Annotated in this window: 12 protein-coding genes; 4 read left to right on the forward strand and 8 right to left on the reverse strand. The window is 68.1% G+C overall.

What is annotated here, in order from left to right; genetic code table 11:
* Positions 1 to 59: 59 nt before the first annotated feature.
* Together AC1DC5_RS08020 and AC1DC5_RS08025 are read right to left on the reverse strand one after the other, a co-directional pair.
* Positions 60 to 812 (reverse strand): MIP/aquaporin family protein, encoded by a 753-nt coding sequence (locus AC1DC5_RS08020; protein WP_476864772.1) that lies wholly within the window; start codon positions 810 to 812, stop codon positions 60 to 62.
* Positions 813 to 970: 158 nt separating this feature from the next.
* Entirely contained in the window at positions 971 to 2,785 is a 1,815-nt protein-coding gene (locus AC1DC5_RS08025) for a glycerol-3-phosphate dehydrogenase/oxidase (protein WP_476864773.1), read from the reverse strand.
* Positions 2,786 to 2,910: 125 nt separating this feature from the next.
* On the opposite strand from AC1DC5_RS08025, the gene AC1DC5_RS08030 reads away from it, so the two are divergent.
* The 4 genes from AC1DC5_RS08030 (at position 2,911) to AC1DC5_RS08045 (ending at position 6,875) form a co-directional block, all read left to right on the forward strand.
* Complete coding sequence (locus tag AC1DC5_RS08030) at positions 2,911 to 3,873, forward strand: sugar-binding transcriptional regulator (RefSeq protein WP_441404181.1); 963 nt, start codon at positions 2,911 to 2,913, stop codon at positions 3,871 to 3,873.
* Positions 3,874 to 3,950: 77 nt separating this feature from the next.
* A complete protein-coding gene (locus AC1DC5_RS08035) occupies positions 3,951 to 4,829 on the forward strand; it encodes an aldo/keto reductase (protein WP_476864774.1) in 879 nt (292 codons plus the stop codon).
* Between the two features lie 10 nt (positions 4,830 to 4,839).
* Positions 4,840 to 5,769: an alpha/beta fold hydrolase gene (locus AC1DC5_RS08040; protein ID WP_476864775.1), complete on the forward strand. Its 930-nt coding sequence runs from the start codon at positions 4,840 to 4,842 to the stop codon at positions 5,767 to 5,769.
* Positions 5,766 to 6,875, forward strand: coding sequence for a glycosyltransferase family 4 protein (locus AC1DC5_RS08045; RefSeq protein ID WP_476864776.1), 1,110 nt, complete (start codon positions 5,766 to 5,768; stop codon positions 6,873 to 6,875). Before AC1DC5_RS08040 ends, AC1DC5_RS08045 begins: the two co-directional genes overlap by 4 nt.
* Positions 6,876 to 6,991: 116 nt before the next feature.
* On the opposite strand, the gene AC1DC5_RS08050 is transcribed toward AC1DC5_RS08045, so the two are convergent.
* The 6 genes from AC1DC5_RS08050 to mihF all read right to left on the reverse strand — a co-directional run bounded on the left by AC1DC5_RS08050 (position 6,992) and on the right by mihF (position 13,152).
* The gene (locus AC1DC5_RS08050; protein WP_476864777.1) at positions 6,992 to 9,145 is read right to left on the reverse strand and encodes a primosomal protein N'; all 2,154 of its coding nucleotides are present in this window, start codon (positions 9,143 to 9,145) and stop codon (positions 6,992 to 6,994) included.
* 155 nt (positions 9,146 to 9,300) lie between these two features.
* Positions 9,301 to 10,536: a methionine adenosyltransferase gene (metK, locus tag AC1DC5_RS08055; protein WP_476864778.1), complete on the reverse strand. Its 1,236-nt coding sequence runs from the start codon at positions 10,534 to 10,536 to the stop codon at positions 9,301 to 9,303.
* Between the two features lie 78 nt (positions 10,537 to 10,614).
* Positions 10,615 to 11,895 (reverse strand): bifunctional phosphopantothenoylcysteine decarboxylase/phosphopantothenate synthase, encoded by a 1,281-nt coding sequence (locus tag AC1DC5_RS08060; RefSeq protein ID WP_476864779.1) that lies wholly within the window; start codon positions 11,893 to 11,895, stop codon positions 10,615 to 10,617.
* Between the two features lie 25 nt (positions 11,896 to 11,920).
* Positions 11,921 to 12,181: a DNA-directed RNA polymerase subunit omega gene (gene rpoZ, locus AC1DC5_RS08065; protein WP_011692102.1), complete on the reverse strand. Its 261-nt coding sequence runs from the start codon at positions 12,179 to 12,181 to the stop codon at positions 11,921 to 11,923.
* 39 nt (positions 12,182 to 12,220) lie between these two features.
* Positions 12,221 to 12,793 (reverse strand): guanylate kinase, encoded by a 573-nt coding sequence (gene gmk / locus AC1DC5_RS08070; RefSeq protein ID WP_476864780.1) that lies wholly within the window; start codon positions 12,791 to 12,793, stop codon positions 12,221 to 12,223.
* A 23-nt stretch (positions 12,794 to 12,816) separates the two neighbouring features.
* The gene (mihF, locus tag AC1DC5_RS08075; RefSeq protein ID WP_441404189.1) at positions 12,817 to 13,152 is read right to left on the reverse strand and encodes an integration host factor, actinobacterial type; all 336 of its coding nucleotides are present in this window, start codon (positions 13,150 to 13,152) and stop codon (positions 12,817 to 12,819) included.
* Positions 13,153 to 13,876 lie beyond the last annotated feature (724 nt).

Here is a 13,876-nt window from a genome sequence, read left to right on the forward strand (position 1 = left end):
ACGTCCTTGTCTTTTGGCCTGGCTGTCTGACGGGCGGTGATGTTGTGTTCAGAGGGAAATTACGTGGCAACGGTGGCCATGATCGGCACGACGGCCGCCACGAGTCCGGCCAGTCCGCCGCCGATGAGGGGTCCGACGATTGGAACCCAGGAGTAGCTCCAGTCGCTGGATCCCTTGCCCTTCATGGGGAGCAGGGCGTGCGCGATGCGGGGGCCGAGGTCACGTGCCGGGTTGATGGCGTAGCCGGTGGGACCACCGAGTGAAACGCCGATGCCGACAACCAGCAGGGCGACCTGCAGCGGGCCGAGCCCGGACGGCGTCCCGCCGAAGGCCAGGATGACGAAAACGAGTACAAAGGTGCCGATGACTTCCGTGACCACGTTCCAGACGTTGGAGCGGATGGCGGGGCCAGTGGAGAAGACGGCCAGCTGGCTGGCAGGCTCGGCCTCCGCCGCATCGAAGTGCTGCCTGTAGGCCAGCCACATCACGACGGCGCCCAGGAAGGCACCCAGCAATTCACCGCCCAAGTAGGTCAGCGTCGAGGCGAAGTCGACAGGGACACCGGGCGCGTACTCCTTTTTACCGTTCACCAGCAGGCCGAAGGTCACGGCGGGGTTCAGGTGTGCCCCGGACATGGCGGCGACGTAGACGCCGGAGAAGACGGCGATGCCCCATCCCCAGGTGACCATCAGGAACCCGCCGTTGTTGCCCTTGGTGCCTTTGAGTGCAACGTTTGCCACAACGCCGCAACCCAGCAGGGTCAGCATTGCGGTACCGAATACTTCGGACAGGAAAACTATTCCAAGAGACATCTTTGACTCCTCTATTTTCTGTTGTCAGCCCCTCGCGAGTTTGAGGGGCTGTTGGGCCGTTGGCGTGTTGGCGCCGCCGGCCTGCCACTGCGCCGGTCCCCCAGAGGAACCACGCAGTCCTTGTGCCCGGACGTCCCCCGTCCGGGCACCGAGGTCTATCAGGAGACCAGGCTGTGGACCTGGACGCCGTGGAATCGCTTGAGCACCTCCTGAGCGTGGCTGATTTCGGAGGTCCGCGTCGCCGCGTCCCAGCCCAGCGGGCCGGCAAGGATACCGGCAACCTCGTTCAGCAGCTCGCCGGTCACAAGTCCGCGGAAGGCGAGGGACGTGCGGCGGATCAGCACGTCGACCAGGTGCCCGATCTGCTCGTTTTGGGCCATGAACTCCAGTTCGCGCACGCTGAGTTCGCTGGTCGAGTGCAGGAGCCGGTCAGGGGCGGATTCCGGGGCCGCGTCGAGGAAGCTGATGACTTCCTCCGCACGGGTGCCATAGCGGGTCAGCAGCCCGGCCGTGCGGTCCGCGTCGCGTCCGGCGGCCATGTGCGCCTTGATCCAACGCTGCACGCCGTCCTCGCTGTCCGGGAAGTCGGCGCCGCCGCCGATGGCGAGTTTCGCCGTCGAAACCTTCCGTTCAATGCCGAGTTCGGCGAGGACGTTGTTGCTCAGGTGTTCGGCGAGGGCCCGGAAGGTGGTCCACTTGCCGCCGACGAGGCTCAGCACGACGGCGCCGCCGCCCTGCCCCGCTCCTGCGGCTGCCGCCGCGCCGGCGCGCCGCTCGATCCGGTAGTCGCGGCTGACGAAGCCCGGCTGGGTGGCGTCGTGCCTCGGCAGCGGGCGGACTCCGGAGAAGGTGTAGACGATCTGCTCCCGGTCCACGGTGATGTCCGGGAAGACGTGGCCGATCAGGTCGAAGAAGTAGTCGATCTCCGACTCGGTGCACACGGCGTCTTCAGCCATGTCGGCGTCGACGTCGGTGGTGCCCACCAGGACCCGGTCCCCCATCGGGTAGATCAGCACGATCCGGCCGTCGGTGTGTTCGAAGAAGATTTCGCGGCCGTTGCAGGCGGCGAGCAGTTCCGGGTGGTCCAGCACGATGTGCGATCCCTTGGTGCCGCCCATAAAGGCCGACGCCGCGCCCATGGCCTGGTTGGTCAGATCGACCCAGGCGCCGGTGGTGTTGACGATGACGTCGGCGGTGAAGTGGAGCCGTTCGCCGGTGAGCTCATCCCGCAATTCCACCGTGCTTCCCGCGTTCCCAGCCCCGTCTTTGATGCCGTCCTTGACCGCGACAAGCGAGAGGTAGTTGCTGGCGCGGGCGGCACTGGCGCCGGAAGCGCCGGCCTTCTCGCCGTCCTGGAGTACGTCAAGGGTCAGCCGCTCGGGGTTGTGGACGGAGGCGTCGAAATAGGTGGCGGTGTACTTGATGCCGGGGTGCAGGCGCGGCAGTTCCGCCAAGGCGCGTTTGCGGCCGCGGAACTGGTGGCGGGGCACGGTGCCGCCGTCGCGGGAGAAGAAGTCGTACATGCTCAGCCCGAGTTTGATCAGGAAGGCCCCGCGTTCGGTGTGCTTGCCCTGCTTGTGGGTCAGGAAGCGCAGCGGAGCGGCCAGGACCCCGGAGAACGTGCTGAAGATGGGGATGGTGGTCTGCAGCGGCTTCACGTAGTGGGGCGCGATGCGCAGCAGGCGGTTACGTTCGACCACCGACTCCTGGACCAGGCGGAATTCGCCGTTTTCGAGGTACCGGATGCCGCCGTGGATCATGTGCGAGGACGCCCCGCTGGCTCCCTGGCAGTAGTCGCCGCGCTCCACGAGGGCTACGTCCACACCCTGCAGGGCCAGGTCCCGGAACGTGCCCACTCCGTTGATGCCGCCGCCGATGATGAGCACCTGGGCATGGGGCCGCGTTCGCAGCTTCTGCACCGATGCTCGCTCGCCGGCCGATGCCTGGTTGCGGGCTGAATCCTTCTGTCCCAAGAACTGCTCCTTTGGGTCTTGTTCTGTGCGGCGCGCCCCAGGGCGCGGCGCCGTTCAACACTATTCTTTGGAATAATGGAAAATGGAGTCAAGCACTATGCACAAACGTGCAGAACGGAAATGGGATGACACCCTCACGCCACTCCGACGCCCTCCGCGCGGCCCAGTTGTATTACCTGCAGGACCTGACCATGGACGCCATTGCGCGCGAGCTCCGGACGTCCCGGTCCACCGTTTCGCGGCTGCTTTCCTCGGCCCGGGAATCCGGCCTGGTGCAGATCCAGATCCGGAGTCCGCTAGACACCGGTCCGGAGCTGGCCAGCATGATCCGCGCCGAATACAAAGTCGATGTGCACGTTGTTCCGGTCGTTGACACGCTGAATGAGGCGGAAACACTGGACCGGGTGGCCATGCAGGCAGCACGCACCATCGGCCCGCTGGTCGATTCCAACGCCATCATCGGGGTTGCCTGGGGTTCCACCCTCAGCGCCGTCAGCCGTCACCTGACCCGGAAGATCACCCACGACAGCGTCATCGTCCAGCTCAACGGCGCGGGCAACATGCAAACCACTGGCATCACCTACGCCTCTGACATCATGCGGCGCTTTGGCAGCGCTTACGGGGCGCGCGTGGAACAGTTCCCGGTGCCGGCGTTTTTCGACCACGCGGCAACGAAGAAGGCCATGTGGAATGAGCGCAGTGTTCAGCGGATCCTTGAGCTGCAGGCCCGCATGAGCATCGCGATTTTCGGTGTGGGATCGGTCGACGCCGACTACCCCAGCCACGTTTACGCCGGCGGCTACCTCGATGAGGAGGACCTGACCGTCCTGGCCGGCTCCGACGTCGTCGGCGACGTGGCCACGGTGTTCTTCCGCGCCGATGGCTCCTCGGACGGCATCACCCTCAACGAACGCTCCACCGGCCCGGACCTCGCGCAGCTGCGCCAGGTGCGCCGGAGGATCTGTGTCGTGTCGGGCGCCTCCAAAATAAACGGCCTCCGCGGCGCCCTCGCCGCGGGCCTGGCCACCGACCTGATCCTCGACGAGGCCAGCGCCCGCCGGCTGGTCAGCTTCGACGGCCTGGTGTGACCCGGCCGCCTGGTCCGTCCCGCGGCGCCCGGCCCGCCGTGGGGAGTAGCGGCGGCGGAGTCGGTAAAGTCGAGGGTATGAAACCCTCGCCCCGGTTCAGCCTCAACAACGGCGTCCTCATCGACCAGTTGGGGTTCGGACTCTACAAGGTGCCCTCCGCGGACGCCGCCGGACTCGTGACCATGGCGCTCGAGGCCGGCTACCGCCATTTTGATACCGCCGCCATGTATGGCAACGAGACGGGCGTTGGCCGGGGCATTGGTTCGCTCTCCGGCTTCTCAACCCGCGACGACGCCCGCGGCGGTTCCGGCGAGTCCTCCCCTGCGCTCTCGCGCGAAGACCTCTTCGTCACCACCAAACTCTGGAATGACGACCAGGGGTACGACGCCACACTACGGGCCTTCGACGAGTCCATGGCCAACCTCGGCCTGGAATACGTGGATCTCTACCTCATCCACTGGCCCTGCGCGCAGCGCGGGCTGTATCCCGAGAGCTACCGCGCGATGGAGACCCTCTACAGGGAGGGCAAGGCGCGGGCTATCGGCGTCTCGAATTTCCAGCCGGCCCACCTGCAACACCTGCTGCAGACCGCCGAGGTCGTGCCGGCCGTCAACCAGATCGAACTGCACCCCTGGCTGCAGCAGGAGGAACTGCGCACGCTGCACCGCGAGCTCGGAATCACCACGGAGGCGTGGAGCCCGCTGGGCCGCGGCCAGGTCCTGCAGGATCCGGTGGTGCTGGAGCTTGCGGCCGCGCACGGCAAGACCGCGGCGCAGGTCATCCTCCGCTGGCATGTCCAGCTCGGCCATGTCGCCATCCCGAAGGCCAGCTCCCACGCCCGGATCGGTGAAAACCTGGACGTCTTCGGCTTCAGCCTCGACGACGCCGCCATGGCAGCCCTGGCCGGTCTGGAACGTGGCTTCCGTACCGGCTCCCACCCGGACTCCGTCAATTAGGACATATCGAATGGAATACGTGGAAACCGAGTCCTCCCCCAGCACGCCCCTGTTCAGCGCCGGGCTCGAGGCCCGCACCCATGCAGCCAGCGCGCTCCTGGACGGCACCAGAGTCGCGTACTGGACCTACGAACCGGTCAGCGTGACCCCGGCGACGCGGACCATCCTGGTCATCCATGGTTTTCGGGGCGACCACCACGGCCTGCTCCGGGTAGCCGACCAGCTCCCCGAGATGCGGCTCATCATGCCGGACCTCCCCGGCTTCGGCAGCTCCGCCGCCTTCGCGGGTGCCGAACACAGCGTCGAGAGCTATGGCCGGTTCATCTCCGACTTCATGGCGGCCCTGGGCCTGGGCACCGGCACGGTCCTGCTGGGACACTCCTTCGGCTCGATCGTCGCCAGCCACTATGTGGCAGCCCACCCCGGCGCGGTTTCGGAGCTGATCCTGGTCAACCCGATCGCCGCTCCCGCGCTGGAGGGGCCCAAGGGGCTCATGACCAAACTCGCCGTCCTGTACTACGAGGCCGCCGCCCGCCTCCCCCACCGGCTGGGGCAGGGCCTGCTGCGCAGCCAGCTGATCGTGCGGGTGATGAGCGAGACGATGGCGAAAACCAAGGACAAGCAGCTGCGCCGTTTTGTGCATGCCCAGCACAGCGCGTATTTCTCCGCGTTCGCTGACCGTGAGAGCCTGCTGCAGGCGTTCAAGGCCTCCGTCGGCGGCAACGTCGCCGAAGTGGCCGGGAGCCTCACCCTTCCCGTGCTGCTGATCGCCGGGGAAAAGGACGAGATCGCGACGCTGCCTGACCAGCACACGCTGCTGGCCCTGCTGCCGGATGCGCACCTGGACGTCATCCCGGACGTCGGCCACTTGATCCACTACGAAACCCCGGAACCCGCCGCGGGCTTCATCCGACGCTTCCTGAAGGACCACTCCGCGTGAAAATCCTCATCGATGCCCGTTTCACCCGGCTGGACCACCACGACGGCATCAGCCGCTACGGCGCGAGCCTGATCGCGGCCACGGCCAGGATGGCCGACGTCTCCATGCTGATCAGCGATGTCCGCCAGCTGGCCATGCTGCCGGATGTGCCGTACACACTGATCAACAGCCCGCTGTCACCGGCCGAGTTGTTTGTCGCCGGCAAGGTCAACAAGCTCGGCGCCGACGTTGTGGTGTGTCCCATGCAGACGATGGGCAGCTGGGGCCGGAAGTACGCCCTGGTGCTCACCCTGCACGACCTGATCTATTACGAACACCCGGCACCTCCCGGCTTCCTTCCGGCCCCGGTCCGGGTCCTCTGGCGGCTGTACCACAAGGCGTTCTGGCCGCAGCGGCTCCTGCTGAACCGGGCCGACGTCGTCGCCACGATCAGCTCCACCACCGCCGCACTCATCTCGAAGTACCGGCTCACCCGGCGTCCCGTCAGGATCGTGGGCAACGCCCCGCAGCACGGCCACACGCCGCGGGACCCCGGCGCGGGAGCGGACAAGACGCTGCTCTACATGGGTTCGTTCATGCCGTATAAAAACGTGGAGACCATGATCCGGGGCATGGCGGAACTCCCGGACATGAGCCTGCACCTGCTCAGCCGGATCACCCCGGAGCGCCGGGCGGAACTCGAGGCCCTCGCTCCGGCGGGCTCCAACATCGTCTTCCACAACGGCGTGACCGACGCCGAGTACGAGGCTCTGCTGGAACGCACCACGGCCCTGATCAGCCTGTCGAAGGCGGAGGGCTATGGCCTGCCCCTCGTGGAAGCCATGTCCCACGGCACCCCAGTGATCGCCAGCGACATTCCGATCTTCCGCGAGGTGGGCGGCGACGCGGTCAGTTACGTCCACCCGGATTCACCGGCGGAGTTCGCCGCGGCGGTCCGGAACCTCGAGGATCCGGACTTGTGGAAGACCCGTTCCCGCCGCTCCGTGGAGCGCGCCGCTGACTTCAGCTGGGACGAGTCGGCCCGCAGGCTGCTGGAGACCGCCGAAGAGGCGATGGCCCTGCGCGCCCGCCGGTCCGGCGGCTCCAACGGCCGCTCCCGGAAGTAGCCGGCCCGCAGGCCTAATCCGCGCCCGGCTCGCCGGTACGCTGCGGGGCCGCCGTTGCGAACCGGCGAACCCGCCCTGTACCGGCGGCCCCGGAGCTGTCCGCGGCCGGGAACCGCTTAGAGCACGTCCACGCCGTCGAGCCGGAGCTGCACCGGATCGTCGGTGCGTTTGGCGGCCGCGGCAACCTTGACCGCCCGCAGCGCCTTCGTGACTAGAGGGGCCTGGCCATACGGGATGAAGAGCAGCGTCCGGACGTCCTCGCCGGCAGCCGGCACTCCTCCGTGGCCCGGAGCACCGGCCAGCACGAGGGGCGCCGGGCCGGCGGTCCGCAGCACGATGTCCTGCGCGCCCAACAGCTGCTCGACAGCCTGGCCGAAATGTCCGACGGCGGTCCGCCCGCCGGTGATGGAGGCGACCCGGACAGCCGGGGGCAGCTGGAGTTCCCGGCGCAGGGACAGTTCCCGCTGGGCATAGCCGGCGGGGTCCCAGCGCAGCAGGGCGCCGACTCCGGAGGCGTCGTCGGCGGTGATGACCACCAGGCCGCCATCAACCGCCGGGCGGACCAGGGCGGCGGCGTTGAACCAGCGACGGACGGCGTCCTCCCCCGCCCGCAGGTTTTCGCGGCGCAGCAGCGAATCGCCGTCGAGCAGCAGGGCCGCCGCATAACCGCCGGCCGCGACCGGCTCCGCACCGACTGTGGCCACCACCAGGGCCTTAGAATCCGGAACCGTGGCCAGGACCCGGTCCCCGGACGAGGTGATGACCGGCTTTCCCGGGAAGGCGCGGCCCAGCTCCTCAGCCGTGCGCAGGGCACCCGTGGCGCCCCGCCGGAGCCGGACCCCGTTGCACGTACCGCAGCGCCAGGCCGCAGCCGGAGTCGAGCACCAGCGGCACTGCGGCACGGCCGAGCCTCCGCTGGCCCCGGCGATGGCCAGCGGCCCGCTGCAGGCGGTGCAACGCGCCGGTTCGCGGCAGTTGTCGCAGGCAAGCGACGGCGCATAGCCCGCCCGCGCCACCTGGACCAGAACCGGCCCGCGTTCCAGCCCTTCCTTGGCCGCGCGCCAGGCGGCGCCCGGCAGCCGGGCGATCCTGGCCAGCGGATCATGTTCGAGTTCGTAACTGTCGGCGGTGTTCAGCACCCGCGGAACCGTCCGGCGGACGACGGCGCGGTCCGCCTCCACCGGCCACGCCCAGCCGGCCTCGACGAGGCGCTGCGTTTCGGTGCTCCGGGTGTGCCCGGCGAGAAGGCAGGCAGCGCCCTCCTGCTCGGCCCGCAGCAGCAGGACTTCGCGGGAGTGGGCGTAGGGTGAGCGCTGCTCGATGTGCAGATCGTCGCCGTCGTCCCAGCAGACCACCAGACCAAGGTTGTGGACCGGCGCGTACGCCGCGGAGCGGGTGCCGACAGCCACGCCGGCGGAACCGCTGAGGATCCGCAGGAAGCTGCGGTAGCGCGGGGTCTGGCCGTCGTCCGCGGTGAGCCGGGCAACGTCCCCGGCCGGCAGCAGCTGCAGGAGGGCGGCTTCCACCCGGTCCAGGTCCCTGTAGTCGGGGACAACGACGACGGCGCCGCGGCCGGACAGGCGCACGGCCGCCACGGCTTCGGCAATCATTCGCGGCCAGCCGCCGGGACCGTAGCCCTGGAGCGCGCTGAGCACGGCCCGCGGCGGCTCCCCTGCGTTAAGGTGCTGCAGGAACGCACGGCCGTTGCGGTACGAGGCCCAGCTGGACGTTTCCAGACCGGCAGGAATCGCGGTTCCGGCCCCGGCTTCGGTCCCCTCGGCTGCGAAAACGGAGGGATCCAGGACGCCGTCAGGGGCGAGGTCTTTCTCCAGTTTCGCCATCCGCGGCGGCACGGCCACGCGCAGCACATCGCTGACGCTGCCGGCGTAGCGCGCAGCTACTCGCCCGGCGAGTTCGCCGATGGGGGCCGTCAGCACCGGAACGGGAGAGACCACTTTGTGCAGCGGGACGAGGGGGTGTCCGGCGTCGGATTCCTGCACGCGGTCAATCAGGTACCCGGCCAGTTCCTGGCCGTTGAACTTCACCTTGACGCGGACACCGGGCTGCGCCGCAGCGTCGAGCCCGGCCGGAACGCTGTAGTCGAAGGGCCGGTCGAGGTGTGGGAGGGAGGACTCCAGCCGCACCCGCGCCACCGGAAGCTGCGCGGCCAGGGCGGGGCCGGAGGACGCTGCCGCGGAAGCTGGAAAACCTTGCAGCAACGAGAGCTGGAAGGGCTCGTCCGGCGCCGCGGCACCGTGGATCGGGCTCATCGCGCAGGTCCTCCCTTCAGCAGCAGTTGGTGCCGGTTCACGTCGAGGCCGGCCCCATAAAGAATAGCCAGGCCGCCGGTATCGGCGGCCTGGCTACAGCACATCACAGGGCTGTGACATTGACGGCGGTGTCACAGCGGACGGGAACTCCGGCCTCAGGCGTTGAAGAAGGCCTTCAGCTGGTCCACCCGGTCCAGCCGCTCCCACGTGAAGTCGGGGTCCTCGCGGCCGAAGTGGCCATGGGCTGCGGTCTTGGCGTAGATCGGGCGTTTCAGGTCGAGGGCATCGATGATGGCCCGGGGCCGCAGGTCGAAGATCTCGGCGATGGCGGCGCTGATCCGGGCGGGATCCACGGTCTCGGTGCCGAAGGTCTCGACGTAGGTTCCCACCGGGCGTGCCTGGCCGATCGCGTAGGCGATCTGGATTTCGGCGCGCTTCGCGAGGCCGGCCGCCACCACATTCTTGGCTACCCAGCGCATCGCGTAAGCGGCCGAGCGGTCCACCTTGGACGGATCCTTGCCGGAGAAGGCGCCGCCGCCGTGGCGGGCCATGCCGCCGTAGGTGTCCACGATGATCTTGCGGCCGGTCAGGCCGGCGTCGCCGACCGGGCCGCCGATGACGAAGGCGCCGGCGGGGTTCAGGATGTTCCTGGTCCGCGAGATGTCCAGGTTGGACAGCGCCATGACCGGGTCCACCACGTGGGCGGCCAGATCTGCACGGAGCTGATCCAGGCTGGCGCCCTCGGCGTGCTGGCTGGAGATGACGACGGTCTCGACCGAGACGGGCCGGTCGCCGTCGTAACCGACGGTGACCTGGGTCTTGCCGTCGGGGCGCAGGTAGGCGAGCTCGCCGTTCTTGCGGACCTCGGTGAGGCGCTCGGAGAGCCGGTGCGCGAGCCAGATCGGAACCGGCATGTAGGAAGGGGTCTCGTCGCTGGCGTAGCCGAACATCAGGCCCTGGTCGCCGGCACCCTGGAGGTCGTAGTCATCTTCCTGGCGGCCTTCGCGGGCCTCCAGCGAATTGAAGACGCCGCCGGCGATGTCGTTGGACTGCTGGCCGATAGAGACGGACACGCCGCAGCGGGCGCCGTCGAAACCGTTGGCCGAGGAGTCGTAGCCGATGCCCAGGATGGTCTCCCGGACGATCTGCGGGATTTCGACGTACGCGTCGGTGGTGACCTCGCCGGCGACGTGGACCAGCCCGGTGGTGGCCAGCGTCTCCACGGCCACCCGGGACTCCGGGTCCTTGGCCAGCAGGGCGTCGAGGATCGCATCGCTGATCTGGTCGCAGATCTTGTCGGGGTGTCCTTCAGTCACCGACTCGGAAGTGAAGAGCCGGAGCGAGGCGGGCGTGGACCCGTGGAAGTCAGGGATGTGCAGCGGTAAAGTCACTCAACTACCTTACTGGTTGGAAAACGGACGTCCGGCGGCGCGTGTCCCTGTGCTAAGGAGACGTTGCTTACGCCCGGCTCAGGCCGGCGGAACAACCCGGCTCAGCTCGGCGCTGATGCGGTCAATCACGGCAGCCGCGACGTCGGACTTGGAACCCGACGCCTCTTGGGGTTCGGAGCCGGAGCGGGAAAGGATGACTACGGAGTTGGTGTCCTCGCCGAAGACCTTGTCCTGGCCCACGTGGTTGACCACCAGCAGGTCACACGCCTTGCGGCGCAGCTTGGCCGCGGCATATTCCAGGACGTCGCCGTCGGCGTCGCCGGTCTCGGCCGCGAAGCCGACGATCAGCTGGTTGCGGGAGGCCGCGTGGCGGACCTCGACGAGCTCGCGAAGGATGTCCGGGTTCCGGACCAGCGAGATGACTGGATCGTCGACGTCGTCGCGCTTCTTGATCTTGGTGCCGGAGACGTCCGCCGGCCGGAAGTCGGCGACGGCGGCGGCCATGATGATGACGTCGGAATCGGCCGCGGCGTGCAGTGCGGCCTCGCGGAGTTCCAGTGCGGTCTCCACTTTGACGACGTCGACGCCGGACGGCGGCGGGACGTCCATGTGGGCGGCCAGCAGCCGGACCCTCGCACCGGCGTCGCGGGCAGCGGCGGCCAGCGCCACTCCCTGCTTGCCGGAAGAGCGGTTTCCGAGGAAGCGGACGGGGTCCAGGGGTTCGCGGGTGCCGCCGGCGCTGACCGTGACGATGAGCCCGGCCAGCGGGCTTAGCGGGGAAGACAATGCGGCATCCGACGCCGGCAGGGGCGCCGTCGCCGGTACCGTTGGTGCACCGGCGAGGGCCAGTGCTGCTTCGAAAATGGCCTCGGGTTCGGGCAGCCGGCCCGGTCCGGAGTCCGATCCGGTCAGCCGGCCGGAGGCGGGCTCCAGCACCGTGACGCCCCGGCTGCGGAGCGTCTCGACATTGGCCTGCGTCGCCGGGTGCTGCCACATCTCGGTGTGCATGGCAGGGGCCATCAGCACGGGGCAGCCGCCGGCCATCAGGAGGGTGTTGCTCAGGAGGTCGTTGGCCTGGCCGGTGGCGGCCCGTGCCAGCAGGTCGGCCGTGGCGGGGGCCACCACGATCAGCTCAGCTTCGTGGCCGAGGCGGACGTGGTTGACCGTGTGCACCTCGTCGAAGACGCTGTTGCTGACCGGATGCCCGGACAACGCTTCCCATGTGGCGACGCCGACGAAGCGGGTCGCGGCCTCCGTGGGGATGACTGTGACGTCATGGCCGGCTTCAGTAAAAAGCCGGAGGAGCGACGCCACCTTGTAGGCGGCTATCCCTCCCCCGACTCCGAGGACTATGCGCACGTGACCTCCGTCTGCGTCTGCGGAACTACTCTGCAGGTTCGATCGGGGTGGAAACGAGCTTGCCTTCGTTGATCTCGCGCAGGGCGATGGAGAGCGACTTCTCGTTCAGCTTGGTGTCGACCAGCGGGCCGACATACTCGAACAGGCCCTCGTGCAGCTGGGCGTAGTAGGCGTTGATCTGACGGGCGCGCTTGGCGCCGAAAATCACCAGTCCGTACTTCGAGTCGGCAGCCTTCAGCAGCTCGTCGATCGGCGGGTTGATGATGCCTTCAAGGTTCGTGGACACGAATTCTCCAAATTCTAACGGGCTGATGGCTTCCCGCGCCTAGCGCGGGTGGGGGGTCAGCCCCATGAGTGAAACGAGCTCGTCCGCTGCCCGGCGAACGTCGTCATTAACAACGGTGTGGTCGAACTCCGGTTCAGCAGCTAGCTCTACTTTACCGGTTTCCAGCCGCCGCTGCTGTTCCTCGGCGCTTTCCGTGCCGCGGCCCACCAGCCGGCGCACCAATTCGTCCCAGCTGGGCGGCGCCAGGAACACGAACTGGGCCTCCGGAACGGCCTGCCTGACCTGGCGCGCTCCCTGCAGATCGATTTCCAGGAGCACCGGGCGGCCCTCGGCTATAGCCTGGTCGACCGTGCTCTTCAGCGTGCCATAGGTGTTCTGCCCGTGCACCACGGCCCATTCGAGCAGTTCGCCGGCAGCCACCAGGGACTCGAACTCTTCCTTCGACTTGAAGTAGTAGTGCACGCCGTCGATTTCCCCGGGCCGCGGAGCCCTCGTGGTAGCCGAAACGGACAACCAGACCTCGGGATAGTTGTCCCGGATGTAGGTGGACACGGTGCCTTTGCCAACAGCCGTCGGGCCGGCGAGGACTGTCAGTCCCGGTTTGTTGCTCACATATTCCTTTGGGCGGTTTGAAGTCAGCGCGGCGGACCGGGCTGTTTGTCGTCTATAAAATCTACCAGCGCCCGGCGCTGGTGAATTCCCAGGCCGCGGACCCGGCGCGACGCGGCGATGCCGAGCTGGTCCATGATTGCGGCGGCACGCACCCGTCCGATTCCGGGCAGCGCCTCCAGCAGTTCGACGATCCTCATCCGGGCGATCGCATCATCGCTCTCCCCTGCGCTGAGCAATTCCGCAATGGTCAGCTTCCCCGATTTCAGCCGGTCCTTGGCGGTGGCCCGGGTGGTCCTGGCGGCGGCGGCCTTGCTCAAGGCATCGGCACGCTCCTGCGGAGTGAGGGGTCGCAAACTCACTGAATGCCTCCCTGCATTGTCAGACGGGCCGCAGGAACGGCCCGGCGGGACGGGGCCGAACGGCCCCGGCCGGTACCGCGGACTTGTCCTGAACCTACCGTCTGGATGCCGAAGAAATCAATGGATGATTGCCCCGGCCCCAGCTTGTCCAAAGGTCGGGCCAGGGGGCAGGACTGTCGACGTCGGCCCGGCTCCAATGCGGCTGGGGCCATTCGCCACGAATGGCCGGACGACCGTCCCCAGAGCGGCCGGTTGCGTCAGACGGCGGCCCGACCTTTGCACGGCAACGGCCCGGCTGCGTCCATTCGCCACAAATGGCCGCAATGGCCCTCCCCTTAGCGGCCACTTGCGTCAAATGGGTGGCCCCGCGTGACGACGGCGGCCCGACTGCGTCCGTCGCCACGAGGGGCGGCAATGACCGTCCCCATGGCGGCCACTTGCGGCAAATAAGTGGCCCGACCCGTGCCGACCGCGGCCTCGCTGCATACGTTCGCCACGAAAGGCCGCAACGACCTTCCCCATAGCGGCCGTTTGCGTCAGATGGCGGCCCGACCTTGAACGGCAATGGCCCGGCTGCGCCAATTCACCACGAATGGCCGCAATGACCCTCCCATTAGCGGCCACTTGCGTCATCTGCGTGGCCTCGACGCGAGACGACTCTCCGCATAGCGGCCACTCGCGTCAAATGGGTGGCCCCGCGTGATGAAGGCGGCCCGGCTCGCCC

This window comes from Arthrobacter sp. 10L424 (genome assembly GCF_056395325.1).

Excerpts from the sequence above, each read along its gene's own strand:
- AC1DC5_RS08020 (WP_476864772.1), bottom strand. The coding sequence starts at position 812 with ATGTCTCTTGGAATAGTTTTCCTGTCCGAAGTATTCGGTACCGCAATG.
- AC1DC5_RS08030 (WP_441404181.1), top strand. The coding sequence starts at position 2,911 with ATGACACCCTCACGCCACTCCGACGCCCTCCGCGCGGCCCAGTTGTAT.
- AC1DC5_RS08035 (WP_476864774.1), top strand. The coding sequence starts at position 3,951 with ATGAAACCCTCGCCCCGGTTCAGCCTCAACAACGGCGTCCTCATCGAC.
- AC1DC5_RS08040 (WP_476864775.1), top strand. The coding sequence starts at position 4,840 with ATGGAATACGTGGAAACCGAGTCCTCCCCCAGCACGCCCCTGTTCAGC.
- AC1DC5_RS08050 (WP_476864777.1), bottom strand. The coding sequence starts at position 9,145 with ATGAGCCCGATCCACGGTGCCGCGGCGCCGGACGAGCCCTTCCAGCTC.